Origin of the sequence: Mesorhizobium sp. M0751 (assembly GCF_040320265.1) — a bacterium.
Taxonomy (GTDB): Bacteria; Pseudomonadota; Alphaproteobacteria; order Rhizobiales; family Rhizobiaceae; genus Mesorhizobium.
Genome location: NZ_JAMYPH010000002.1, coordinates 93,383 through 117,888, shown reverse-complemented (window position 1 = coordinate 117,888; position 24,506 = coordinate 93,383). Strand labels below are relative to the sequence as shown.

The window sequence follows — 24,506 nt, the reverse complement described above, 5'->3', positions numbered from 1 at the left end:
CCATGGGCGAACACACAGTCGCTTCTTTCGACGAGGATCTCGAGCAGATCAGCAAGCTGATCCGCGACATGGCCGACCTCGCCGGTTCGATGGTCGGCGGGGCGACCAAGGCCCTGTTGAATTCCGACAACGTGTTGGCGCAACGCGTCGTTTCCGACGACGCCATCATGGATGCGCGTCAACGCGAACTGGACGACCGCGCCATCACCCTGATCGCCAAACGCCAGCCGATGGCCCACGATCTCCGCCATGTGGTCGGAGCGATCCGCATGGCCGGCGACCTCGAACGCATCGGCGACCTTGCCAAGAATATCGCCAAGCGTGTGAGTGCGGTCGGCCTCAGCGTCACGCCGCGCGACTTGTCGCATTCCATCGACGCGATGGCGCAGCTGGTGCTCATCCAGGTGCAGGGCGTTATCGAGGAATATGCTGCAGGCGATGCGGCCGCGTTGGCCAAGCTGCGTGCCGCCGACGAGCGCATCGACGTCAAATACACGTCCGTGTTCCGCGAGCTGTTGACCTACATGATGGAAGACCCGCGCAACATCACCGCTTGCACGCATCTGCTGTTCTGCGCCAAGAATCTGGAGCGGATCGGCGACCATGTCACCAACATCGCCGAAAATGCGTATTATGTGCTGACCGGCGAGCAATTGCCGGGCAATCGTCCGAAGCAGGACGAAACGACAATGTCCGCGCCGGTGACGTGATGGGGGTGCCCAGCCGATGATCGCACCACGCATAATGGTGGTGGAGGACGAGGAGCCGTTGGGTGTGCTGCTCCGCTACAATCTCGAATCCGAAGGCTACCAGGTCGAGGTGGTGACACGCGGCGACGAAGCCGAGATCCGTTTGCAGGAGAATGTGCCCGACCTTCTGGTGCTCGACTGGATGATACCAGCGGTTTCCGGCATCGAGCTCTGCCGCCGGTTGCGGGTGCGCCCCGAAACCGAGCGGCTGCCGATCATCATGCTGACCGCGCGCGGCGAGGAGAGCGACCGAGTGCGCGGTCTTTCGACCGGCGCCGACGACTATCTGGTCAAACCGTTTTCGACACCGGAATTCATGGCCAGGGTCAAGGCGCTGCTGCGGCGCGCCAAGCCGGAAGTGCTGTCCAGCGTGCTGAAGGTCGGCGACATCGTGCTCGATCGCGAATCGCACAGGGTCTATCGCAAGAAGAGCGAAATCAGGCTCGGGCCGACCGAATTCCGGCTGCTCGAATTTATGATGCGGCATCCGGGCCGCGTCTTCTCGCGCAGCCAGTTGCTCGATAATGTCTGGGGCGAGACGATCTATATCGACGAACGCACCGTCGACGTGCATGTCGGGCGGCTGCGCAAAGCCATCAATAACGGCCGCATGCCGGATGTCATCCGCACCATCCGCGGCGCCGGCTATGCGATCAGGGAAGATTGATCCGCCTGGTCAGGCTACGTTCTTTCTGACGCCGGGCCTCATCTGCGCGCCCGGCGCGAAAATCTCCTGGTCGACGAAGCCAAGCGCCCGCATCGCGCAGCCTTCGCGGATCAGCGGCAATTCGTTTGGTTCGGTATCGAAGGAGATCGAGCCCGAATGCTGGCCACCGGCGGTCTGGGCGATGGCCTGGCGCAAGGCCGGCTCGATCAGATCGAAGGCGGCGGCACTGGCGCCGACCATCGCGACCGGCGCCGGATCGATCAGCGCGAACAGCGAGCCGAGACCGAAACCCAGCGCTTCGCCGGCCTTGCGGTAGGCCTCGCGTTCCGGCCCATCCTTCTCGCGCGCCCGGGCCGCCAACGCGCGCATGTCGGCGTCGCTGACGTCGGCTACCGGTTCGCTGTCTTCACTCATCTGCCTGGCGTTGCGCCAGATGGCGTAATTGCCGGCGTAGGCCTCGATGCAGCCGCGTCGTCCGCAACGGCAGAGCGCGCCGCCTGGACGATGGATCATGTGGCCAAACTCGCCGCCCGAGGAATGCGTGCCGGTGAACAGCTGACCCTTGAGCACCAGCCCCATGCCGATGCCGTGCGAAAGCAGGATGGCGATGAAGTCGTCGCGATAGCGATCCGGATCGCGCCAGCGCAAAGCCACCGCCATCATGTTGCAGTCGTTCTCCACCGTTGCCGGGACGCCGAATTCGTCCTCCAGCATGTCGGCAAAGGCGATGTCGGTCTGCGGCGTGATCGGCGACCACAGCATGGCGCGTGCAGGGGAGTCGGTAATGCCCTGAATCGCCAGGGCGATGCGGGCGACACTGCGGACGTCAAGGTCTGGATCCTGCAGCCGGCGCCGGACGATGGCCATGCATTCACGGATCAGCTCATCGCGTGGCATGGTCAGCGTGTCCAGCCGGCGCTGTTCCTCGGCGACCACCTGTCCCGCATAGTCGATAATGGCGGCCGACAGGAAATTCAGCGACAACACCACGGTCAACACCGCCGCAGCTTCCGGGTTGAGGGCGAGGCCGACCTGCGGACGACCGCGTTTCAACGAAGCGGGCTCGCTTGCCTTGCTCTCGGCGAGGATGCCTTCCCGTATCAGGTCGGAGGAGATCGCCGATATGGTCGAATGACTGAGGCCGGTGGTTGCTGCGATCTCCGTACGCGATGGCTGGCCGGCCCGGCGCACCGCCGAGATCACCATCGCCCGGTTGCGCCGGCGCAAATCGTCATGGCGGATTCCGACCGACATCGTTTGCTTTCCTCCCGGTTGCCGCGGCCGCTCATGAACCGGAAGCCGTCGGTAATGTCCGACAAATAGTGTCGGATGCAGGCAAATAGTGTCAGATGCCGGTGGCGCTGTCATCGTTTATTCCGACGCTCGAAAAAACTCGTAGAGTCATCAAAATCCATCAGAATCGATGTTGACAGCAGCCGGAGATCGGGCCAGTATTTTTTCGAGGCTCGAAAAAATTAGAGCTTCTAAGCTGGTCTTTGAGCCAATTGGTCACGCCGTACGCGGCGCAGGGAGGATATGATGAAGAAATTCACGACCGCCATTCTGGCGGGTGTCGCCATGACGCTGGCGCTGGCGTCGGTGGCGCAGGCTAAAGACAAGGTCATCGGCGTCTCCTGGTCGAACTTCCAGGAAGAGCGCTGGAAGACCGACGAGGCCGCAATGAAGGCGGCCATCGAGGCCGCAGGCGACAAGTATATTTCCGCCGACGCGCAGTCCAACCCCGGCAAGCAGCTCACCGACGTCGAGAGCCTGATCTCGCAGGGCGCCAACGCACTGATCATCCTGGCCCAGGACGCTTCAGCCATCGGGCCAGCCGTGCAAAAGGCGCTGGACGAAGGTATTCCGGTTGTCGGCTACGACCGGCTGATCGAGAACAAGGACGTCTTTTACCTGACCTTTGACAACAAGGAAGTCGGCCGCATGCAGGCCCGCGAAGTCTTCAAGGTGAAGCCGGAAGGCAACTACGTCTTCATCAAGGGCTCGGGTGCCGATCCGAATGCCGATTTCCTGTTTGCCGGTTCGATGGAAGTGCTGAAGGACGCAATAGACAGCGGCAAGATCAAGAATGTCGGCGAGGCCTATACCGACGGCTGGCTCCCGGCCAACGCCCAGAAGAACATGGAACAGTTCCTGACCGCGAACGACAACAAGGTCGATGCAGTGGTCGCGGCCAATGACGGCACTGCCGGCGGCGTCGTCGCCGCACTGACGGCACAAGGGCTGGCCGGATCTATTCCGGTCTCGGGCCAGGACGGCGACCACGCCGCGCTGAACCGCATCGCGCTCGGCACACAGACCGTGTCGGTGTGGAAGGACGCGCGCGAGCTCGGCAAGAACGCCGCCGAGATCGCCTCGCAACTGGCCGACGGCAAGCAGATGACCGACATTGCCGGCGTGAAGGATTTCACCACGCCCGGCGGCAATACCGTCAAGTCGCTGTTCCTGACCCCGGTCGCCATCACCAAGGATAACCTCAACGTCGTCATCGACGCCGGCTGGATCAAGAAAGAAGAGGTCTGCGCCGGCGTGGCGGCGGGCACTGTTGCAGTCTGCAACTGAGCCGACGTTTCCGAGACGTCCGAACGCCGCGGCCGCTCGCCGCGGCGTTTTTTCAAGAAGAGTTGTTTTTCCGCTTCCGGCGGATAACTTCTAGGCTGCTTCCGGCATCCGCGGCAGACGGCAACCCGGCGGGAGAAACAAGATGACCGACACAACTTCGAACACGCCGGTCGACGGCACGGCAGACCGGGCGCGTGAATCCGAGCTCGGCATCGTTGCCCGATTTCTCAAGGCAACCGAACTCGACACGCGCATGCTCGGCATGGTCGGCGCGCTGCTAGTCATCTGGGTCGGGATCCACATACTCTCGGGTGGGCTTTTCCTCACGCCGCGCAATCTCTGGAACTTGTCGGTGCAGACCTCCTCGGTCGCGATCATGGCGACGGGCATGGTGCTGGTCATCGTGATGCGCAACATCGATCTTTCTGTCGGCTCCGTCGAAGGCGTGATCGGCATGGTGATGGGCGTGGCGCAGGCCGAATTCCTCATCCGCGTCATGGGATTCCAGCTTGGAAATCCCTGGATATGGATCATCGCGCTGGCTGCCGGCGTGGCGCTCGGCCTCCTGATCGGCGCGTTCCAGGGCTTTATCATCGCCTATCTCGAGGTTCCGGCCTTCATCGTGACGCTGGGCGGCCTGCTGGTATGGCGCGGCATGGCATGGTTGATGACGAGCGGGCGCACCGTCGCGCCGCTCGACGCCACCTTCCAGCTCATGGGCGGCGGGCCGCGTGGCTCGATCGGCGCAACCGCAAGCTGGATCGTCGGCATTCTCGCCTGTGTGGGCGTCGCCTTCATGCTGCTCAACGGCCGGTCGCAGCGCAAGCGGTTCAAATTTCCGCTGCGCCCCGTCTGGGCGGAGACCCTGCTCGGTGTTGTCGCCTGTGCCGCCATCCTTGGCGCTGTCTGGATCGCCAATTCCTATCCCTGGCCGATCGGCATCGTTCGCCAGTACGCCCAGCGGAACGGCATCACCCTCCCCGAAGGCGGGCTGTTCATCGCCCATGGCATCGCCATACCGGTGCTGATCGCTGTCGCAGTCGGCATCGTCATGACCTTCATCACCAAACGCACCCGTTTCGGCCGCTATGTCTTTGCCATTGGCGGCAACCCGGAAGCGGCGGAACTTGCCGGCATCAACACGCGCTGGGTGACCATGAAGGTGTTCATGATCATGGGCGTGCTGGCCGCGATAAGTGCGGCAATCGCATCGGCCCGCCTCAATGCGTCGACCAATGCGCTGGGGACCCTGGACGAACTCCTGGTCATCGCGGCGGCGGTGATCGGCGGCACGTCGCTCGCCGGCGGCTCCGGCACAGTGCTTGGCGCCATGCTCGGCGCGCTTTTGATGCAGTCGCTGCAATCCGGCATGGTCCTGCTCGGCATCGATTCGCCGCTTCAGAGCATCGTTGTCGGCGCCGTGCTGGTGGTCGCGGTGTGGCTCGATACAGTCTATCGCAAACGGGTCTAGTGAGGAGAACGAGCATGGCAGACAGGACCGCCCCCACGGGCACGCCGCTGATCGACATGCGCAACATCTCGATCGCCTTCGGCGGCATTCGCGCCGTCGACGATGCCTCTGTCGACCTTTTCCCGGGCGAGGTGATGGCTTTGCTCGGACACAACGGTGCCGGCAAATCGACGTTGATAAAAATCCTGTCCGGCGCCTACAAGCGCGATGCGGGCCAGATTTTCGTCAACGGCGAGGAGGCTTCGATCTCCAATCCCCGCGACGCCAAGAAGTACGGTATCGAGACGATCTACCAGACGCTGGCGCTGGCCGACAATGTCGATGCGGCCGCCAACCTGTTTCTCGGCCGCGAGCTGATGACCGGCTGGGGTACGCTCGACGACGTCGCCATGGAGGCCGAGGCGCGCAAGGTGATGGGCAGGCTCAATCCGCGTTTCCAACGCTTCAAGGAGCCGGTGGTAAAGCTTTCAGGCGGCCAGCGGCAGTCGGTTGCGATCGCCCGCGCCATCCTGTTCAACGCCCGCATCCTGATCATGGACGAGCCGACGGCGGCACTCGGGCCGCAAGAGACGGCGCAGGTCGGCGAACTGGTCAGGCAGCTCAAGTCCGACGGCATCGGCATCTTCCTGATCAGCCATGATATTCACGACGTGTTCGAGCTTGCCGACCGTGTCTGCGTCATGAAGAACGGTCGGGTTGTCGGCACGGCACGCACAACCGACGTCACCCAGGACGAAGTGCTCGGCATGATTATCCTCGGCAAGTGCCCACCCGGCGCCATTCCGGGGCCGGGCGCCCTGAAGATCGCCGCATGAAACGAGAATTAGCCGGCTAATCACAAGTCGCCAAAATATGCCAGCCGTCACCATGCTTTGGCCTCGCCATTGTGTTGGCGTCGGGACTTGCCCATAAAGATGCCGAACCGTCCACGGGACGTATCCGCAATTGAAGAAGCTTTTTCCGACCGTTGCTTTCATCGCCGTCGCGCTGATCAGCCTGACGATGGCGGGTTTTGCCTATTTTGCCACCCAGGAGGCGGCCCGCATAAAATTCGAGGCGACGGCCGACGACGCGCTTAACCGGATTGAAAGCCGCATCGACCTGGACCTGTCGCTGCTGCGCTCAACCCGGGCGCTGTTCGACGCGCGCAATGGCGGTATCTCGCAGGGCGAGTTCAAGGCTTTCTTCAAAGCGCTCGACATCGACAATAATTTCGCCGGCCTGCGCGGCATCGGCTTCCTCCGCCTGGCGAAGACGGGAAACGAGGCGGCGGTCGAGCGCGATGTCCTGCACGATCACGGCGCAAGCCATCCGATCTATCCCGACACGAACTTGCCGTGGCGTACGCCCATCGTGCTGTTCGAACCGCTGGATCCCTCCAACAAATCCAGCATCGGCTACGACATGTTCACCGGGCCGGCGCAGCGCGAGGCGATCGAAAAGGCGATGGCCGACGACCAGCAGCACGCCAGCGGGCTCGTGCAGCTCGGCAAGGATACGGGTGCCGCGCAGACCTTCACCGGGTTCCTCGTCTTCGTCCGGCTCAATGTCGAAAGCGCGCCGGACGCCGTGAACGCGTCGAGATCCTCGACTGCCGGCTTTCTTTATGCGGCCTTCCGCGCCCGTGACCTGTTCCAGGCTGCGCTCAGCCGGGCACCATTGCTGCCGGTCAACACCGAGATCTATGACGGCACGGTGGACAGCGACAACCTGCTGTTCCAGTCGGAAACGCCGCCTGTTTCGAGCCTCGGCGACAGGCTGCTGGTCACCCGCAAGATCACCGTCGCCGGCCGGCCGTGGGTCGTCCTGTTCAGGCCGACAAGTGCCTTCTCGCAACCTTCCTCGCGCGCCATCCCGGTGATGCTCGGATTGTTCGGACTGCTGCTTGCGGGCGCCATCGCGCTGGTGGCCCGCTATCAGGAGCGGGCTTATGAGGCGGTCTCGCTGCTTCATGAAACGACCGAAAAGAGCCTGCTGGAAAAAGACCTGATGCTGCAAGAGATGAAGCATCGCATCAAGAACTCGATCACGCGGGTGCTGGCAATCGCGCGCCAGACAGCATCGCACACCACCGACGTCCAGGAATTCTCGGCGTCTTTCTCGGCCCGGCTGCAGGCGATGGCGGCTTCCCAGGATATGTTGACGCGCTCACGCTGGCAGAAAGCCGATCTCGGCGACCTGCTGCGCATCGAGCTTGGCCAGGTGTTCGGCAGCGAGCTTCCTGAAGGGCTGCTGTCAGGACCGGAGGTTCTTCTTGACGAAAAGACGACGCAGGCACTCGGCCTCGTCTTTCATGAACTGGCGACGAATGCGCTGAAGCACGGCGAGGCCGGCAATTCAGTCGGTGCGCTGAAGGTCGACTGGTCGCTCGAAGGCCGCGGCGGCGCCCGGACATTGGCTCTCAACTGGCGCGAGGCCGGTCAGAAGAAGCTCGAGACACCGGCAAAGAGCGGTTTTGGCACCAGACTGATCGATCTCAACGTCACACGCGAATTGCGTGGCACAATCAGGCGCGATTTTCGCGAAGATGGCTTGAAAGTGGAAATCAAGGTTCCGCTGCCGGCCTGAAACGCCGTCTCGTGGGCCGCGTCGCAGCAGCGCTTTAAAAGGCAAACGCGGAGACAGGTGGCCCGTCCCCGCGTTCGCTGTGGCCTGGAGTTCGAAACTAGTTGCAGCGAGCTGTGTAGATCCGGCCGTGACGATCTCTGTACTGGCAGTAGCCATTTTGCAGACGGCGAACGAGCAGACCGCCAATCGCACCAGCGCCAGCGCCGATCAAAGCGCCCTTGCCGCCGCCAACAGCGCCACCAATGAGTGCGCCGCCCACAGTGCCGATACCCACGTTCTCTTCCGTGGTGGTGCAGCCGCTGACCGCAACCACGGCAACCATGGCAATAATCATCTTCCGCATGGAGTCATCCTCACTTTTGTCCTCACTTTAATAAGCTCCAGCCGCCATTTAGCATGAAAGTACGGCCTTTGCCCGCACGATTTCATTGTTGATTAAGATAGTCTTTTTCGGGGCGTGCGCCGTTCGATGCTACCACGAACCCGGAAATCTCCAAGGACGCATCGTTTCAAGCCGATCAAGCAGAGGCGAGCTCGATCAGATCAGCTGGGAGGCGGCGGTCAGGACGATCGCGGCCATAAGCGCGACGGCGGCGAAACGGAGGGGCAAAACACGAGGCGCGGGCGCTGCGGACGCGTCGGGATCCTGAAAACCGCCCATCGAGACGCGAGCGGCCTGTTCCAGTCTGTTCAAGTCGGCAGCCGTCAAGGCCCATTCCTTTCATTTTGTGCCAAACTCAATCGATGTCCGGCGGATCGGCACGTTCGGACAGGATCGGACCTTATGGTGAACAGTCGGTTAAGGTTGGCGCCGCGCAGCAAGCCTTCTCGCGGCGACCGCGGATCGTTCAATCCGTCTCGAAATTGCCGTGAGGAACGACGAGGCGGTATTCGAGGCGGGTCCCGGTGATTTCGAGTGTCGCCGTTCCGTTCAACGAAGTGGGCACGACGCGTTCAAGCGCGACGCTGCCAAAACGTTTCTCGCTGCGCTGATTGTCGTTGGCTCCGATCACTTCGGCCCATGTCAGTGACAGCGCAGGCTCACCAGCGGAAGCTGCCGTCAGATCGGCTGTCACCTCGACGAAACCGTCGCTGCGCGACAGTGCGCCATAGCTGACCGAATTGACGGCGAGCTCATGCATGGCCAAGCCGATGTGCAAGGCGGCATTGGGGTTGAGATATGGATTTGCGCCGCGGAAACGCAGACTGTGCAAGGGGTCCGCGCCGTACCTGCCGACCTGACCGGAAACCAGCTCGCGCAGCGCCGCTCCCCGCCAATTGGATGACGTAACCAGGTCCTGCGAGGAGGCCAGCGACTGCAATCGGCCCCGGAAACGCGTCAGGAAATCGTCAATGCTGCCGGAATAGCGGCCCGTCTGGGTGGCGATGCTCTGTATGATGGCCAAAAGGTTCTTGGAGCGATGACTGACTTCGCGCAGCAGCGCCTTCAACGTCTGCTCCCGGCGTTTCTGCTCGGTTGTTTCGACCATGGTGGTCACGACGCCCTGCACCGCGCCGGTCTCGCTGCGGTCGGCGTCTATCCATACCTGAAACCAGCGGGCGCCGTCATCGGCCGGCACGCTGAGTTCGAGATGTTGAGGATTGCCGGAGACGATGACGTCGTGCTTGGCGGCGCCGATACGCTCCGCCTGCGCCGGCGGCAAGATGCCGTTGTTGTCGGAGGCATCGGAAGTCCAGGGCGCGCGCATGTTACGCGCCCACACCGTCTTCATCTCGCGATCCTGGTACAGGACGGAAATCCCGGCATTGTGCAGTGCATGGAGAAGGGCTCGGCCAAGCTGCATCCCGCTTTCGGCGGGATGCAAAGCGATGATCTCATCACTCTGGCCGCGGTCTTTCATTTTTCCGACTCTGGAACGCATCGGTCAATTTGCTCAACCCATGTCGGGCTGAACGGCTCGCGGAAAAATGGGTTCCAAAAGGAGGAGCTTCGTATCAAGCCTTAAAAAGCGGTCCGCCGAGCGGCATCCCGTTGGAGGACACTGCCCGGCGGTGGCTGGAAACCGTTTGAGGGGTGCGGCTTCCAGTGTTCGCTCGAATGGCCGCTTGGCATTCACGCTCGTCTGATCAGGCCGGCAATAAGCGATATGATCAGGAAGGCGAGAAAGATGAAGAACAATATCTGTGCTATGCCGGCCGAGGTACCAGCGATGCCGCCGAAACCAAGCGCACCGGCGATAATCGCCACGACGAGAAATACGAGCGCCCAGTAAAGCATGATCGATCTCCTTCCAATGCTGCGGTGAAAACGTGATTCGCCTCCGTTTGTTCCACCATTTTCCGAAAAAGACGATGCCGAAAATCTTCAGGGCCCGAATTGCCGCGGTGTGTGAAAAAGGTCCAGTTGATTGCCCCAGTTGGTTGCCAGTGAGTTGAGCCGGCATCACGCCCATCTGATCCGAGGGATCGGCTATCCCGGCGGCCGCAGCTCGGCCGCCAGCTGTTTCATGCCGCGGCTTTCGCGTGCCGGTCAAAGAACAGGGCCTGACTGATAAGCGCCTTGACCATGTCCGGATTGAACGGCTTGGTGACGAGGAAAGCCGGTTCCGGCCGCTCGCCGGTGAGCAGGCGCTCGGGAAAGGCGGTGATGAAGATCACCGGCACCGAGGTCGAGGACAGGATCTCATTGACGGCCGCGATGCCCGAACTGCCGTCGGCGAGCTGAATATCGGCAAGCACCATCTTTGGCCTCGCCTTGCCGAACATCGCCACCGCCTCGGCGTGGGTGCGCGCCGTTCCGACGACGCGGTGGCCGAGGCTTTCGACCATTTCTTCGATATCCATGGCGATCAGCGGCTCATCCTCGATGATCAGCACGTCGGTTGCCACCTGACGGGAGATCTCGTTGCTCGCCTGCGCGAGGAGTTCGGAGAATTCCTGTTCGTCGACGTCGAGAATCTCCGCCGCCTCGTCTTCGCTGAAGCCTTCGACCGCGACCAGCAGAAAGGCTTGGCGGGGACGAGGCGCAATTGCATTCAGATTGGCCGCGGCGCGCTGTTCCCATGCCGACTGGGCATGCTCCTGCGGAACGCGAATGGCCACTGAGGTGAAGAGCTTGGCAAAGACCTTGTAGAGAGCGATGCGGTCGGTCGATGCGTTCGGAAAGATGTCGACATCGGCAATGATGGCCTCGAGCATTGCGGCGACCAGCGCGTCGCCGCTCTCCTGCGATCCGGATACCGCGCGCGAGAAGCGGCGCAGGAACGGCAGGTGCGGAGCGATGGTTGCTGATAGGCTCATATCGGACGTCTCCCTCATATGACGTGATTGCATGTTACAGCTAAAAACGGTTCGCAAGCCCAAACTTAGAAACGCGGGTTGTGCGAAAAAGTTCCGGTCATGCGGAACTAAGTATGCGGGCTGGCGTTTAGGGCGGGGTTGGGCAACCAGACGAGGCTGCCGCTTGCCTTGCGTTATGTGTTGAAGGGCGGCTTAAGGCTGGGACAAAAGGGCGAAATGAAGAACATGACGAAAGCTACCACGGGTGGCGTTGGCAACGGGCGCCGGGCTGCTTCCCGCGACCCGCTTGGGCCGAACTCAGAAATCGGCCGCAAACTCAAACAATACTACGACGAGCTGGTCTCCGACAATGTGCCGGATCGCTTCGCCCAACTGCTCAGTCAGTTGGAAAAGGCCGAACCTGTACAAAAGAAGGACTGAGGCATGGCGGCCGTCTCCCAGGGCTTCAAGACCGACTTGCTCGGCTCGATCCCGAGCCTGCGGGCTTTTGCCGTGTCGCTGACGCAAAACGCCGACAAGGCCGACGACCTGGTGCAGGAAACATTGGTCAAGGCATGGGACAAGCATGAAAGCTTCCAGCCCGGCACCAATCTGAAGGCATGGCTGTTCACGATCTTGCGCAACGAATTCTATTCGCAGATGCGCAAGCGTGGCCGCGAGGTGCAGGACAGCGATGGCGTCATGACGGCCAGGCTTGCCGTTCATCCGGCCCAGCACGGCCAGCTCGACCTCGAGGACTTTCGCGGCGCGCTCGAGTTGCTGCCCGAAGACCAGCGCGAAGCCATTATCCTCATCGGGGCGTCGGGCTTCTCCTACGAGGAAGCGGCCGAGATCTGCGGCTGCGCCGTCGGAACGATCAAGAGCCGCGTCAGCCGCGCCCGCACACGGCTGCAGGAAATCCTGAAGATCTCCGGTGAAGACGAGTATGGCCCGGACGCAATTTCGGCTCAGGTAACGGGATCGACGGCTGCGTGAAGCGCGGGCGTGTTCGAACCGCTCCGCGCCTCAGCGAAGCGGCGTGCGCCTGCAGGCCGTTACCACTGCCTCGACGAGATCGTCTCCCGAATAGGGCTTGGTGACCAGCCTGACGCCGGGAAAAGCTTTCTTGATCTCGTCGGTATCCGAATAGCCCGAAGCGAAGACGAACGGGATGCCCGCTTCACGCAGCCGCGAAGCAAATTGGAGCGTCGAAACGCCGCTCAGCATGAGGTCGACGATGGCCACATCGAACTGCGCGGCAACGTCTTGCTGTTCGATCTCGGTCAGATCGCGGGCGATGACCACATCGAGCGCGCCGTAGTCGCGGCAAAGCTGCTCGATATCCATAGCAATCAGGAACTCATCTTCCAGGATAAGAATCCGCAAACCGTCAAGCGATGGGCGCACGCAGCAATATCTCCTCAAACGCGTCTCTATCGTGAAACGGAGGAAGTCATGATGGTTATTTGGCATGCTGTCATTTAAAAAAACGCGCTGGCGCGGATGCGTTGGCCTCGGCCCATGCAAGGCATTTGCAACCCGCGCTGCCGGAGATAGGGTTAGAAGAGGTTCGTGCCGGAACCTTGGGGTCTGTCGGGCGTTTCGACCGAGCAAAAAGCATGGAGAGTGAAGCAATGGCGACTGCCACAGGAAAGGCCGCGAACGAAGCCCGCACGAATTCCGATATTGAGGCCGACATCGCACAACTGAAGGCCGACATCGAACAACTTACCAAGCTGTTGGCCAAAACCGGCGAACATGGCTATGGAGCTGCAAGGCGAGCCGCCGCCGAAAGCGTCGAGCAGTTGCGAACCCAGGGCGAGGCGGCCTTCGACAGCCTGCGCAGCAACGCCAGGGACATCGAGGCGCAGATGATAGCGCATATGCGCGAAAAGCCGGTGACTTCACTGGCGATCGCCGCAGGCGTCGGATTCCTCTTCGCGCTTCTCGCGCGCCGCTAGTTCTGCACGCATGGGAATGCTTGCATCGCTGATCTCGGGCCTCGCCTCGGGCGAAACCATTGCAGCGGTGCAACGCGCGCGCGTCGCTGCGATTGTCTATTCGGTCGCAGCGCTCGCGGCGCTGTGCGGCCTCGGCTTCCTGGTCGGGGCGGCCTATATCTGGGCGGCGGCCCGCTATGGGCCGATGGCAGCTTCCCTGAGCTTCGGGATCGGCTTTCTGGCAATCGCCGGTCTCATCCTGCTCGTCTACCGGATGTCGGCCGGCTCGCGCGCCAGGCGCCGGGCGAAGCGACGCAGCGCCGACATGAAGGCTATTGGCATCACTGCGGCACTCGCCGTGCTGCCGGCGCTGCTCAAGGGCAAAGGTGGCCTGGCGAAGGGCGGGTTGGGCGCCATTCTCGGCCCGGCGATAGCACTCGCTGCCTACGCCATCTACCGCGAGAACGTGAACCGCGGCTCCGATGATCCGGATACCGGCAAACGGGATAGTTCGGAGGAATAGTTCGGGGCAAACGATTCTGGCGCCCGGTCGCAAAATGCTGGCGTCACAAATCTTCGAGCGGAATCGATATTTCGGCGACCACGCCGTCCGGCCGGAATTCGTGGGTCACCTCGCTGGAAATGACCTTGGCGAGGCTGCGGCGGATCAAGATCGAGCCGAAGCCATGGCGTTCGGGCGGCGCAACCCGCGGGCCGCCGCTTTCGCGCCAGGCCAGCAACAGACGCCGTGCACCCTTCCTGCCTTGTACCTTCCAATCGAGATCGACCTTTCCGGAGGAAACCGAGAGCGACCCGTATTGCAGTGCGTTGCTTGCCAGTTCATGCAGGATCAGTCCGAGCCCGACTGCCTGGTCGGGTGAGAGCAGGACATCGGCGCCGGAGATCGCCATTCGCGATTGTCCGGCGGCTTGGAACGGCCTTACCTCGATCTGCACCAGCTCGCGGATGCCGATGCCGCGCCACTCGCGGTCCGACAGCATGCTGTGCGCAACGCCCAGTGCCTGCAGCCTGGCGCTGAAGGCTTCGAGGAATTCGCTTGGCTGGCGGGCGTGGCGAACGGTCTGCGTCGCCAGCGCCTGTACGGTTGCCAAAGTGTTCTTGACGCGGTGATTGAGCTCGCGCAGCAACAGCCGTTGACGTTCGTCGCCAAGCTTGCGTTCGGTAATGTCGTAGTTGACGCCGAAGATCAGCGTCGGCTTGCCCTCGCCGTCGCGCTCTATGACGCGGCCGCGCGTTGCGATCCATCGCGGCGGATCGAGGCCTTTGACACGGTATTCGCCAAAATAGTCGTCGCTGCCGGTCAGCGCGTCGCGAAAGCGTGTTTCGGTCTGGTGAACGTCGCGCGGGTCGATGGCGGTCAGGATGTCGCGCGCCCTCAGCCGGTTCGACTTCGGCAGGTTGAACAATTCAGACAGCAGGACATCGCAGTCGATCATGTCGCTGCGGATATCCCATGCCCAGCTGGCAAGCGAAGCCGCGTCGAGCGCGATAGCGCGCCGCTTTTCCTCTCGAACCAGTGCGGCCTTGGCTATCGCCGCGCTACGTGTTGCATCCTTCAGCGTGAACAGGCTGGCGGCGAGTCCAGCCAGCGCCGACAGCTGGTCGAGCTGGACAGAGGAGGGACGTGCGTGCGACTTCCGGTCGAGCACGCACAGCGTGCCGATCAGCGCGCCGTCGATTACGATCGGGACGCCTGCGTAAAAGCGGATATGATGCTCGCCGGTGACCAGCGGATTGGCTTTGAACCGCGGATCCGCCGCCGCATCGACCACCACCATCGGCACGTTGCCGGCTGCGATGGTATAGGCGCAGAACGATGTCTCGGTTGCGGTTTCGGTCTCGTCGAGGCCGATACAGGACTTGAACCACTGCCGCTCGGCATCGACCAGCGTGATCAGTGCGACAGGCGTTTGCATCGCCGAAGCGGCAAGACCGCCGATACGATCGAAATCGGGGTCGGCAGCCCTGTCCAGCGCGTCGAGGCCGTGCAGCACGGCAAGGCGGTCCGCGGCGCCCACCACACGGCGAATATCGGCCGGCAGGCCCGGCGTTTTCTGGCTATTGTCGTCCACTATGCCCCCGGTGGCCGGCTCCGCTGATTGGTCAGGCCAACCGACCGGTTTGCCGCCTTGCAGAGCCGGAACTTTCGCGGCGGGGGACCGTTACCAGCCAACGCCCCGCTAGTTATGCCTGCCGGCGCCAAATATGGAGCCAGACAATGCCAAAAATCATTCCTGAAAACAAAGCCCGTCAAGGGGGGCGGGGTCGGCATGTCCTTCGTATCCTGATCGCCGCGCTGTTGCTGGCTTTTATCGCCTGGGGCGTCGCCGAAATATACGGCTGGATGATCGAGACGCCGAAGACCGAACAGGGCAACACGCCCAGCGGCTAAGTTCTCTCCATCGCCCGTGCCAGCTCGCATCACGCATCCCACGTCAGGCAACCCTTGCCTCGGCGGCGCGCGCCGGGACGAGAACATTCAACGCGCGCGGATGGATTTCGACGGTCGTCTCGCGATCGAGCTTTACCAGTTCGCCGTCCATGACGGCCTGAACTTTCCTGTTGGTCGAATGGATTTTCAAAATGGCGCGGTTTGCCTGATGGATTTCGACATGCTCGTTGCCGCGCCATTTCCCACGGGCGACGTCAAAGAGGAACCTGATCAATTCGCCGCGCCGCCGTGCCACGGTGACATAGATGCCCAGCACGCCGCCTGCAGGATCATCGGCGTAGGGCAGGTGGCCCTCGCCGAACAGATTGTTGGTGATGCCGATACCGGTGATCCGGGTTCTGATCTCGGCCTCGCCGATCGTCAGCGTTACGTTCATCGCCGGCGGGTTGTTGATCGTTGCCCAAGCGGCTCGCACCGAGGCACGCATCTTCCCCAGCCGCGAGCCGAATTCCATCTTCTGGCGCAGTTGCACCATCCTTGCGTGCATGCCGATCGAGAATTGATGCACGAAAGGCCGGCCGTTGGCGGTTGCAATGTCAATCGCCATCACCTCGCCGTCGGCAAACGATTTCAGTGCCGCATCGAGCGTCTGCGGAATACCGAGGCCGCGCGCAAAAAGGTTCATTGTACCAGCCGGCAGAATTGCCAGCGCCTTCTCCCCATTCATCAAACGGGCTGCCGCGGCCGAAATGGTGCCATCGCCGCCGCCAGCCAGCACGACATCGATGCCGCGCCTGGAAGCTACGCCGTCCAGCGTGGCGACGATATCCTTGCCGGCGACGATTTCGATATCGATCGAGTGGCCGGCAGTCTCAAGCGTGCCGCGCATCCGACTGGCGAAGGCCTCAAGATCGATGGTGCGCAGGGTGCCCCCGTCCTTGTTCAGCACCGCTGCAAACCGCATGGCCGTTCCATTTTACAGCACCTATCGGGCCGGGACGGGGCCCCAGCCGGGAGTGGAACGGGGCGGCCGGGAAAATGTTCCTTTCGACCAGCGCGGCGAATCCGAGAACCATTGACATCGCACCGGGTGCACTACGGCTTTTTTCGGAACAACAGTGTGGTCACAACGTTGTGAACATGCAGAAGACGCTGCGCCCGCAGTGACGCCAGGCGGGCAGGGCGTGCACGAAATCCGACGAGGAGACACTGAGATGATCCGCACCCTTTTAACCACGACAGCAGTCGCAACATTGATTGCGACGGGTGCATTTGCGCAATCGGCGACGACCCCGGCGCCGGCGCAACCACCCGCCGCCGAGGATACCGCTCCGGCGATACGTGCCGAGGGCAGCCTTGCCACCAACATCATCGGCGAATCCGTCTATAATGGCACCGGCGATGATGCCCAGAATATCGGCAAAATCAGCGATATCGTCTTCGACGAGCGCGGCGAGGTAAAATCCGTCGTCATCGGCGTTGGCGGTTTTCTTGGCATAGGAACCAAGAACGTCACTTTCGACTACAAGAAGATGCAATGGGCCGAAAGAAATGGCGACCGTTGGCTGATAGCTCAAACGACGAAGGATGAGTTGACGGCTCAGCCGGATTTCGACCGGAGACCTTACGATCCGCCTCCGCCACCAGCTTCGGCCGATAATGCGGTGCCTGCCGCCCCTTCCACCAGCGCGCAAAATACAACCCCTGCGCCTGCCGCGCCGGCTGAGCCAGTGAAGCGCGCCGAAGGCAATCTCGCCACCAATATCATCGGCGAGACCGTCTATAACGGCACCGGCGACGACGCCCAAAACATCGGTGACGTGAACGACATCGTCATCAACAAGGAAGCCAAGGCGCAATCGCTGATCATCGGTGTCGGCGGCTTCCTCGGCATCGGCGAAAAGAACGTCGCCTATGATTTTGACAAGGCGCAATGGGCCGAAAGGAACGGCGATCGCTGGCTGGTCGCGCAAACGACCAAGGAAGAGCTGCAGGCGCAGCCGGACTTCAACCGCAAGGCCTATGATCCGGCCCCGGCAACCACTGCCGCGGCTACTGCGCCCGCCACCGTCACGCCTACCGTGACGGCCAGCAACACCGCGACGACCAACAACACTGACCAAGCCAGCAAGACGGCTCAAAACGCTCCGGCAGCGGCGCCTCCGGCTAACTCGGCGGCCGACCAGACCAAGACCGGGTCGATCGACAAGTCGACGCTAACCGAAATGCCGATGGGCGAAATCCGGGCCGAGGATCTGGTTGGAACAACCGTTTACGGCGCCAACGATGTCAACGTCGGCGAAATTGGCGATATCGTGCTTGGCAGCGACAAGAAGGTCGACGCAGTCATCATCGACGTCGGCGGCTTCCTTGGCGTCGGCGAGAAGGAGGTGGCGGTCGGCATGGACAACCTGAAATTCATGACCGACAAGAACGGCAAGCGCTATCTCTACACGAACTTCACCAAGGAGCAGCTTGAGGCGCAGGCCCCCTACGACAAGGCCACCTATGCGCAAAATCGCGACAAACAGCGCATGATCATGCGTTAAGCTGCACACAGGCCGACAAAGAAGCCCGCGCCGGCAACGGCGCGGGTTTTGCTTATGTCTAGGGAAAGCCGGCGACATGGCCGGCAACGCCATTGTCCGTCAATTCGGCGAGCGCCAGGGACTGGTCGAGATGCTCGGCCCGCCAGGCGAGCAATTTCTCGGCAAATTCCAACCGCGACGGCAGATAGGCTGGATCGTCAGCGACGTTGGTCAGCTCGCCGGCATCCTTCTCCAGGTCAATGAGCAAGGGCGGCAGGCCGCCGCCGAAATGCACATATTTGAACTTTTGCGCGCGGATGACGGCGAGATTGCACTGACGCGGACCGATGCCGAAATACCGTTCTGCATCACCATCTGCGATCGAGCGGAAATCGAATTCCCAATGCGCCGCATCGCGCCAATCGTCCGGCTCCGTGGCGTCCAGGAAAGGGACCAGCGAGCGGCCGTCGAGATGCGGCAGCACTTCGCCGCCAGTGAGCGCGAGCAAGGTCGGTGCCAAATCCACCGCCTCGGTGAAGCGGTCGACACTGCTGCCGGCAGCCTTGCGGCGGCGCGGATCGCGAATGATCAGCGGAATATGGAAGCTGCCGTCGAAGAAGCCGCCCTTGCCCAGCATGAAATGGTCGCCCATCATCTCGGCGTGGTCGGAGGTCAGCACGATGACGGTGTCGTCCCATGCATCGGCTGCCTTGACCGCTTGCCAGACACGGCCAAGCTGCGCGTCGACCTCCGAGATCATGCCGTAATAGAGCGCCCGGATGCGGCGAAAATTATCGTCGCCCCAGTCGCGCACCTTGCCCCCCGAGCCCGGGCGGAATTTCGACCGTTCCTGCCGGTCAAATTCAAAGGCGAGGTAGGGGTGGCTTGCTGCTTCGGCCTGCCAGCTTTTGGCGCGGTCAAAAGCTGGACCGATGGCCGGATCGTACATGGTATTGTAAGGCGCCGGCACGATGAAGGGCGGGTGGGGGCTGATGAAGGAAAGGTGCGCGAACCAGGGCGTATCGCGCTCCTGCTCGCCGAGCCAGCGGATGAATTCGCCGGCCAGGAAGGCGGACGGCGTCTCGTCGTTCGAATAGATTGGCGGAGCGTTGCTGATCGCGCCGTCGTTTTCCAGGATTTCGCCCACCGGGCGGTGAATGGCGGGGGAGCCGGCGCCGGCATCGACGCCGCGCGCCTTGAGCCATGACAGCCAGGGCTTCTGGTGCTCGGGCAGAAGCTGGCGCACGGTGAAGCCGGGCAGCACGCCTTCATAGCTCTTCAGCTGCGGGTCGCCAGGCGCCAGCGTGCGCGGGTCGCGCGCCATGTCGGTATAACCGAACAGCGTCGGATCATAGCCGAGGGCGCGCGCCCAGAGCGCTATGTTGCCGTGGCGGGCATCGAGCGGTGTGCCGTTGCGGCAGACACGATTGTTCATCTGGTAGAGGCCGGTGTAGAGGCAGGCGCGCGCCGGCGAGCAAGGTGCGGCGCCGCCATAGTGCTTCTGGAACAGAACGCCCTCGGCAGCCAGCGCGTCGGCATTCGGCGTTTTTACCACCTTGTGCCCAGCAGCTGACAGGCAGTCGCCGCGCCATTGGTCGCAGGTGATCAGGAGAATGTTGGGGCGTTTTCCCGTCAACCGCGGTATCCTCACGCTGGCTACATGCGTCATTCATGGAGCGCAATTTCGGCGAGTATGCAAGCCGGTCCGGTTCGCCGAATGGTGAACAAAACCTGCTTGATCGTTCACTTTAACAGCACAGTCCATTCTGTGTTTGCCGCCTTTGCGGCCAGGAGGCGGATCCTCATATTTGCGTGGACAGCGGCAAGGGCCGCACCAGCACAAGGGAAGGAGCAGAAACATGCTCGACCAGGTCAAGGGCCTGCATCACGTCACCTCGATGGCCGGCGATGCACGCCAGAACAACGAATTCTTCACCGGTACGCTCGGCCTGCGCCGGGTCAAGAAAACGGTCAATTTCGACGCACCCGACGTCTACCACCTCTATTACGGCGACGAGGTCGGCACGCCCGGCTCGGTGATGACCTATTTCCCGTTCCCGAACATCGGCAAAGGCCGCCATGGAGTCGGCGAAGTCGGTACCACCGCTTACTCGGTGCCCGAGGGCACGCTCGGCTATTGGGAGAAACGGTTTGCCGAGCAAGGTGTCACCGGGCTGTCCCGCGGGGGGACGTTCGGCGAGAAGCGTCTTGCGTTCGCCGGTCCCGACGGCGACGGGTTTGCGCTGGTCGAGGACAGAGCGGACAGCCGTGCGCCATGGGCCAAGGGTGGCATTCCCACCGACGAGGCGATCCGCGGCTTTCACTCGGTGTCGCTGAGGCTGAAAGATGGCGGCGCCACCGAAGAGCTGCTGAAATTCATGGGCTATGAAGAGGTCGACAAGTCCGGCAACATCAGGCGGCTGGCGGTGAAGAACGGCAACGGCGCCGACGTCGTCGATATCGAATCGCTGCCAGGGGCCGGCTTCGCCAATCTCGGCGCCGGCTCGGTCCACCATGTCGCTTTCGCCGTCGAGAACCGCGCCAAGCAGGTCGAAGCGCGCAAAGCACTCCTCGATACAGGTTATCAGGTGACGCCGGTGATCGACCGCGATTATTTCTGGGCGATCTACTTCCGCACACCGGGCGGCGTGCTGTTCGAAGTCGCCACCAACGAGCCGGGCTTCGACCGCGACGAGGATACCGCCCACCTTGGCGAGGCGCTGAAACTGCCGGCGCAACACCAGCATTTGCGGCCCTATCTCGAGCAGCATCTGCAGAAACTGGAAGACTGAGGGCAAGGTCATGAGCAAGGATTCGTATATTCACAAGGTGCTGCCCGGTTCGCCGGGCGGACCGTTGCTCTTCGTCTTCCATGGCACCGGCGGCGACGAGGATCAGCTTCTCTCGCTTGGACGCGATCTTGCGCCGCAAGCGACGATCGTCGCTCCGCGCGGCGATGTCTCGGAACAAGGCGCCGCACGCTTCTTCCGCCGGACCGGCGAGGGCGTTTACGACTTGGGCGACCTCACGCGAGCGACAGAGAAGATGGCGGGCTTCGTCAAGGCGCATGTCGAGGCGGCAAGGCCATCTTCGGTGCTCGGCCTCGGTTACTCCAACGGCGCCAACATCCTGGCCTCGGTGCTGTTTGCCGAACCATCGCTGTTCGACGGAACGGTGCTGATGCATCCGCTGATTCCGTTCGAGCCGAAGGTCAAAGGCAGCCTTGGCGGCAGCCGCATCCTGGTCACCGCCGGCAGGCGGGACCCCATCTGTCCGCCTGATTTGACGGCGCGGCTCGAAGCCTATTTGCGCGCCGATGGCGCCGATGTCACAGTCGAGTGGCATGACGGCGGCCATGAGGCGCGGCCGAGTGAGATCGAGGCGGCGCGGCGGTTGTTCGCCGTGGCGTCGGATGAAAGGACCGCAAGCCATGTCTGACCTATTGCCGGAGATCGAACTGGAGGACCGCGGCTCGAAGGGTCGCTACCTCCTGCGTGGGCCGGGCGGTGCCGAGGCGGAGATGACCTTCACCAAGATCGGCGAGCACCAGATCATCATCGACCATACCGAGGTGCCGGATGCATTTCGCGGCCAGGGCGCGGGGCTTCGCCTGGTCAGCCGTGCCGTCGAGGATGCACGTGCGGCGGGCAAGACGATCATCCCGCTTTGCCCGTTCGCCAATGCTCAGTTCCGCCGCCATCCGGAATGGGCGGACGTGCTGAAGCGGTAAGGCACAGCCTCGACGAATGTCGAAAGAAGGGGTGCGCGGCTTTACCGCGTGCTCCTTTGGCTATTGGGGGCGTACAAACGCAAGGGGCAAACATACGGGATTTGCGCAGAGCGCCAACCTTGCCTAAGTATTGCCAGCAACCGGCTCGCCGTCCGCGGCCCGACCACTTCAACCGAATGGCCCTCCATGACCGAATCCGATCTCGTTCCCGTCTTCGACGGCCACAACGACACGCTGCTCAGGCTCTACCAGTCGAAGGATGCGGACGTCGAAAAACTGTTCGTCGAGGGGACGCCGAGTGGCCATATCGACCTGCCGCGCGCGAAGAAAGGCGGGTTTGCCGGCGGCATGTTTGCGATCTTCCCGCCGCCTGTCGAGAAATCCAAACGCGGCGCGGTGCCGCTGGCGCCGAGCGACAGCGAGCCCTTGCCACCCGAGATTCCGCGCGCCGATGCGCTCAACTCCACCATAGCGATGGCCTCGATCCTGTTCAGGCTGGAGCGGGCTTCGGCACTTACTGTCTGCCGCAGCGCCGGCGATGTGAGGAAGGCGATGGCGCAAGGCTCGATTGCGGCGGTGTTCCATATCGAAGGGGTCGAGGCGATCGACCCTGAGCTCACCCTGCTCGACGTTCTCCACGCAGCCGGCCTGCGCTCGCTCGGCATCGTCTGGAGCCGTCCCAATGCCTTCGGCCACGGCGTGCCGTTCCGCTTCCCGTCGTCGCCCGATACAGGGCCGGGGCTGACCGATGCCGGCAAGGCGCTGGTGAAAGCCTGCAACCAGCTGAAGATCATGATCGATCTTTCGCATCTCAACGAAAAAGGTTTCCGCGACGTCGTCGAGATCAGCGGAGCACCGCTGGTCGCGACCCATTCCAACGTGCACGCGATCTGCGGCCATTCGCGCAACCTCACCGAATGGCAGCTCGGCGCGATCCGCGATTCGGGCGGCATGGTCGGGCTGAACTTCGCCACCGGGTTCCTGCGCGAGGACGGCAGGATGAACGCCGACACCAGCCTCGACATCATGGTGCGCCATGTCGATTCGCTGCTGCAGGCGCTGGGCGAAGACGGCGTCGGCCTGGGCTCGGATTTCGACGGCGCCATGATCCCGGCCGCGATAGGCGACGTTGCCGGCCTGCCAAGACTGCTCGACGCGTTCGCGGCACGCGGCTTCGGGCGCGCGCTGATCGAGAAGATCGCCTATCGCAATTGGCTCGGCGTGCTGGAAAAGACCATCGGCTGAGCGGGTGATGCCGGCTTGACCGGAACGCGATTTGGGGGCGGACTATTCGAAACCCATGCGTTTAAGCCAGTCCTGGCCAATGCCGCGGTCGCGGATGATCGGTAGCGGATCCGTCGAATCCAGCCGCGCGCAGATGCGGTAGACCTCGAGCGTCTCGGCGTTCATCTCGCCGCGTTTGTAGAAGAACATGGCCGCGGCATAGCGGGTGCGGCCCGACCATTTTTCGCCGAGCGGCGTGTTGACCAGCTGCCACTGTTCGGCGGCTTCGGTGTCTTCCTCATGACGTTCGGTTTCGTCGGACATGCTCAGAAATCCGCGGGTGGATTGGCGGTGCGGCGATCGAGCCTGACGAACGGCCGCGGCACCAGTTTGGCACGCTTCATCAGCTTGTGATACCGCAGCTCGCGCCTGGGATGGATCTCGACGCAGAGGTCCGCTGCAGGCGGCTCGGGGGCGCAAATCTGGTCCACGCATCGCCGGGTCGCTACCTTTCGCCGACGGTGCCTTCGACCTCGGTTTCTCCAAGGATCCCTATCTCGACGTGAACATTGGAACTTGGCAGCCATGCAGAAGTTGCTTGACAGTGGCGAGCACCGTTCCACTGATCTTCGGGGCCGAAAGCCGGTCGGCTAGCCGGCGATGCTGGAGACCATCACCGCTGGAGACTATCACCCCGATGAAGACGACAGAGGCGCGCGAAGCCCTCCTCGAACCGGCTCGAAAAAGCGACCCCGAAAAGCGCGGCCGCAAGGCGTCGAAAGAGACAAGGCAGCTTCAACTGATCGAAGCGACAATCGATTCACTGGCCAAGCGCGGCTTTTCGGAGACGACGATGGCCGACGTCGCAGACGGCGCCGGCCTATCGCGCGGCATCGTCAATTTCCATTTCGAGAGCAAGGAGAAGCTGCTCGTCGCCACTTTGCAATACATGTATGACGAGTATTCGGCGCATTGGCGCAGCGCCTTGCAAAAGGCCGGCGATGACCCTGCCCGTCAATTGCAGGCATTGGTCGCGGCCGATTTCGACCGCTCGATCTGCAACAAGCGCAAGCTTGCTGCCTGGTGTGCCTTCTGGGGGGAGGCCAAATCGCGGCCGAAATATCAGGCCCTGAGCAGCGCACGCGATGCCGTCTACCAAAACATCTTCATCGATCTTTGCGCGGCGCTCCAGAAGAGCGGCCGCTATGCCTATGAGCCACAAGTCATGGCGCTGGCACTCAGCGCCATGCTGGATGGTCTGTGGCTGCGTTTGATGATGGACACCGAAGACACCACACGCGAGACGGCGCTGCAGGCCGCGAACGAATTCCTGTCTGCGGCATTCCCCAAGCACTATCCGAGATCTGCAGCCAGCGCTGCCAAGCCGGCGTGAAAC

General features: G+C 62.4%; 28 protein-coding genes and 1 pseudogene. 17 read left to right on the top strand and 12 right to left on the bottom strand.

All coding sequences use genetic code 11. The features are described 5' to 3' along the window. Positions 1-2 precede the first annotated feature (2 nt). Positions 3-710: a phosphate signaling complex protein PhoU gene (phoU, locus tag NKI19_RS03195; protein ID WP_352489340.1), complete on the top strand. Its 708-nt coding sequence runs from the start codon at positions 3-5 to the stop codon at positions 708-710. Between the two features lie 16 nt (positions 711-726). Further along, a complete protein-coding gene (phoB, locus tag NKI19_RS03190; RefSeq protein ID WP_352489341.1) occupies positions 727-1,416 on the top strand; it encodes a phosphate regulon transcriptional regulator PhoB in 690 nt (229 codons plus the stop codon). Positions 1,417-1,425: 9 nt separating this feature from the next. Here phoB and NKI19_RS03185 read toward each other — a convergent pair whose 3' ends face one another. After that, positions 1,426-2,670, bottom strand: a complete 1,245-nt coding sequence (locus tag NKI19_RS03185; protein WP_352489342.1) for an ROK family protein — start codon at positions 2,668-2,670, stop codon at positions 1,426-1,428. A gap of 285 nt (positions 2,671-2,955) precedes the next feature. Between NKI19_RS03185 and xylF the strand changes: the two genes are divergently transcribed. The 4 genes from xylF to NKI19_RS03165 all read left to right on the top strand — a co-directional run bounded on the left by xylF (position 2,956) and on the right by NKI19_RS03165 (position 8,035). Continuing rightward, positions 2,956-3,996 carry a D-xylose ABC transporter substrate-binding protein gene (gene xylF, locus NKI19_RS03180; RefSeq protein ID WP_352489343.1) on the top strand — a complete coding sequence of 347 codons (1,041 nt, stop codon included), beginning with the start codon at positions 2,956-2,958 and terminating at the stop codon, positions 3,994-3,996. Between the two features lie 142 nt (positions 3,997-4,138). Beyond that, the gene (locus tag NKI19_RS03175) at positions 4,139-5,467 is read left to right on the top strand and encodes a sugar ABC transporter permease (RefSeq protein ID WP_352489344.1); all 1,329 of its coding nucleotides are present in this window, start codon (positions 4,139-4,141) and stop codon (positions 5,465-5,467) included. Positions 5,468-5,481: 14 nt separating this feature from the next. Continuing rightward, entirely contained in the window at positions 5,482-6,282 is an 801-nt protein-coding gene (locus tag NKI19_RS03170; RefSeq protein ID WP_352564573.1) for an ATP-binding cassette domain-containing protein, read from the top strand. A gap of 130 nt (positions 6,283-6,412) precedes the next feature. Continuing rightward, a complete protein-coding gene (locus NKI19_RS03165) occupies positions 6,413-8,035 on the top strand; it encodes a CHASE domain-containing protein (RefSeq protein WP_352489346.1) in 1,623 nt (540 codons plus the stop codon). A 97-nt stretch (positions 8,036-8,132) separates the two neighbouring features. On the opposite strand, the gene NKI19_RS03160 is transcribed toward NKI19_RS03165, so the two are convergent. The 5 genes from NKI19_RS03160 to NKI19_RS03140 all read right to left on the bottom strand — a co-directional run bounded on the left by NKI19_RS03160 (position 8,133) and on the right by NKI19_RS03140 (position 11,296). Beyond that, a complete protein-coding gene (locus NKI19_RS03160; protein WP_006328050.1) occupies positions 8,133-8,378 on the bottom strand; it encodes a YMGG-like glycine zipper-containing protein in 246 nt (81 codons plus the stop codon). A 195-nt stretch (positions 8,379-8,573) separates the two neighbouring features. Beyond that, positions 8,574-8,744, bottom strand: a complete 171-nt coding sequence (locus NKI19_RS03155; protein WP_352489347.1) for a hypothetical protein — start codon at positions 8,742-8,744, stop codon at positions 8,574-8,576. Between the two features lie 139 nt (positions 8,745-8,883). Continuing rightward, complete coding sequence (locus NKI19_RS03150) at positions 8,884-9,918, bottom strand: sensor histidine kinase (RefSeq protein WP_352489348.1); 1,035 nt, start codon at positions 9,916-9,918, stop codon at positions 8,884-8,886. A gap of 191 nt (positions 9,919-10,109) precedes the next feature. Beyond that, positions 10,110-10,274, bottom strand: a complete 165-nt coding sequence (locus NKI19_RS03145; protein ID WP_023678541.1) for a DUF1328 domain-containing protein — start codon at positions 10,272-10,274, stop codon at positions 10,110-10,112. A 227-nt stretch (positions 10,275-10,501) separates the two neighbouring features. Then, positions 10,502-11,296 (bottom strand): response regulator, encoded by a 795-nt coding sequence (locus tag NKI19_RS03140; RefSeq protein ID WP_352489349.1) that lies wholly within the window; start codon positions 11,294-11,296, stop codon positions 10,502-10,504. A gap of 216 nt (positions 11,297-11,512) precedes the next feature. Between NKI19_RS03140 and NKI19_RS03135 the strand changes: the two genes are divergently transcribed. Both NKI19_RS03135 and NKI19_RS03130 read left to right on the top strand, forming a co-directional pair. Beyond that, positions 11,513-11,716 carry a NepR family anti-sigma factor gene (locus NKI19_RS03135; protein ID WP_473555316.1) on the top strand — a complete coding sequence of 68 codons (204 nt, stop codon included), beginning with the start codon at positions 11,513-11,515 and terminating at the stop codon, positions 11,714-11,716. Between the two features lie 3 nt (positions 11,717-11,719). Next, a complete protein-coding gene (locus tag NKI19_RS03130) occupies positions 11,720-12,271 on the top strand; it encodes a sigma-70 family RNA polymerase sigma factor (protein ID WP_023678544.1) in 552 nt (183 codons plus the stop codon). A 30-nt stretch (positions 12,272-12,301) separates the two neighbouring features. Here the strand turns inward: NKI19_RS03130 and NKI19_RS03125 are convergent, their stop codons facing one another. Further along, positions 12,302-12,682: a response regulator gene (locus NKI19_RS03125; RefSeq protein WP_352489350.1), complete on the bottom strand. Its 381-nt coding sequence runs from the start codon at positions 12,680-12,682 to the stop codon at positions 12,302-12,304. 227 nt (positions 12,683-12,909) lie between these two features. Between NKI19_RS03125 and NKI19_RS03120 the strand changes: the two genes are divergently transcribed. Together NKI19_RS03120 and NKI19_RS03115 are read left to right on the top strand one after the other, a co-directional pair. After that, the gene (locus NKI19_RS03120) at positions 12,910-13,236 is read left to right on the top strand and encodes an ElaB/YgaM/YqjD family protein (protein ID WP_352489447.1); all 327 of its coding nucleotides are present in this window, start codon (positions 12,910-12,912) and stop codon (positions 13,234-13,236) included. A gap of 10 nt (positions 13,237-13,246) precedes the next feature. Further along, positions 13,247-13,738 carry a hypothetical protein gene (locus NKI19_RS03115; protein ID WP_352489351.1) on the top strand — a complete coding sequence of 164 codons (492 nt, stop codon included), beginning with the start codon at positions 13,247-13,249 and terminating at the stop codon, positions 13,736-13,738. 43 nt (positions 13,739-13,781) lie between these two features. On the opposite strand, the gene NKI19_RS03110 is transcribed toward NKI19_RS03115, so the two are convergent. After that, positions 13,782-15,308 (bottom strand): sensor histidine kinase, encoded by a 1,527-nt coding sequence (locus NKI19_RS03110; RefSeq protein ID WP_352489352.1) that lies wholly within the window; start codon positions 15,306-15,308, stop codon positions 13,782-13,784. Positions 15,309-15,454: 146 nt separating this feature from the next. Here NKI19_RS03110 and NKI19_RS03105 point away from each other — a divergent pair, with 146 nt between their 5' ends. Beyond that, on the top strand, positions 15,455-15,628 hold the full coding sequence (locus tag NKI19_RS03105) for a hypothetical protein (RefSeq protein WP_352489353.1): 174 nt from the start codon (positions 15,455-15,457) through the stop codon (positions 15,626-15,628). A gap of 43 nt (positions 15,629-15,671) precedes the next feature. Here NKI19_RS03105 and NKI19_RS03100 read toward each other — a convergent pair whose 3' ends face one another. After that, a complete protein-coding gene (locus tag NKI19_RS03100; RefSeq protein WP_352564571.1) occupies positions 15,672-16,592 on the bottom strand; it encodes a diacylglycerol/lipid kinase family protein in 921 nt (306 codons plus the stop codon). A gap of 250 nt (positions 16,593-16,842) precedes the next feature. Between NKI19_RS03100 and NKI19_RS03095 the strand changes: the two genes are divergently transcribed. Continuing rightward, the gene (locus NKI19_RS03095; RefSeq protein WP_352489355.1) at positions 16,843-18,177 is read left to right on the top strand and encodes a PRC-barrel domain-containing protein; all 1,335 of its coding nucleotides are present in this window, start codon (positions 16,843-16,845) and stop codon (positions 18,175-18,177) included. Positions 18,178-18,235: 58 nt separating this feature from the next. Here NKI19_RS03095 and NKI19_RS03090 read toward each other — a convergent pair whose 3' ends face one another. Continuing rightward, positions 18,236-19,825 carry an alkaline phosphatase family protein gene (locus tag NKI19_RS03090; protein WP_502899225.1) on the bottom strand — a complete coding sequence of 530 codons (1,590 nt, stop codon included), beginning with the start codon at positions 19,823-19,825 and terminating at the stop codon, positions 18,236-18,238. 190 nt (positions 19,826-20,015) lie between these two features. On the opposite strand from NKI19_RS03090, the gene NKI19_RS03085 reads away from it, so the two are divergent. From NKI19_RS03085 to NKI19_RS03070, 4 genes are all read left to right on the top strand, one after another. Then, positions 20,016-20,948, top strand: a complete 933-nt coding sequence (locus tag NKI19_RS03085) for a VOC family protein (RefSeq protein ID WP_352489357.1) — start codon at positions 20,016-20,018, stop codon at positions 20,946-20,948. Between the two features lie 10 nt (positions 20,949-20,958). After that, on the top strand, positions 20,959-21,594 hold the full coding sequence (locus NKI19_RS03080) for an alpha/beta hydrolase (protein WP_352489358.1): 636 nt from the start codon (positions 20,959-20,961) through the stop codon (positions 21,592-21,594). After that, a complete protein-coding gene (locus tag NKI19_RS03075; RefSeq protein WP_352489359.1) occupies positions 21,587-21,886 on the top strand; it encodes a GNAT family N-acetyltransferase in 300 nt (99 codons plus the stop codon). Before NKI19_RS03080 ends, NKI19_RS03075 begins: the two co-directional genes overlap by 8 nt. A gap of 186 nt (positions 21,887-22,072) precedes the next feature. After that, positions 22,073-23,131 carry a dipeptidase gene (locus NKI19_RS03070; protein ID WP_352489360.1) on the top strand — a complete coding sequence of 353 codons (1,059 nt, stop codon included), beginning with the start codon at positions 22,073-22,075 and terminating at the stop codon, positions 23,129-23,131. Positions 23,132-23,173: 42 nt separating this feature from the next. On the opposite strand, the gene NKI19_RS03065 is transcribed toward NKI19_RS03070, so the two are convergent. Together NKI19_RS03065 and NKI19_RS03060 are read right to left on the bottom strand one after the other, a co-directional pair. After that, positions 23,174-23,434, bottom strand: a complete 261-nt coding sequence (locus NKI19_RS03065; protein WP_352489361.1) for a hypothetical protein — start codon at positions 23,432-23,434, stop codon at positions 23,174-23,176. A 2-nt stretch (positions 23,435-23,436) separates the two neighbouring features. After that, positions 23,437-23,565: pseudogene (locus NKI19_RS03060) on the bottom strand (aminomethyl transferase family protein); the annotation flags it as partial. A 242-nt stretch (positions 23,566-23,807) separates the two neighbouring features. Here NKI19_RS03060 and betI point away from each other — a divergent pair. Then, positions 23,808-24,503: a transcriptional regulator BetI gene (betI, locus tag NKI19_RS03055; RefSeq protein WP_352489362.1), complete on the top strand. Its 696-nt coding sequence runs from the start codon at positions 23,808-23,810 to the stop codon at positions 24,501-24,503. Positions 24,504-24,506 lie beyond the last annotated feature (3 nt).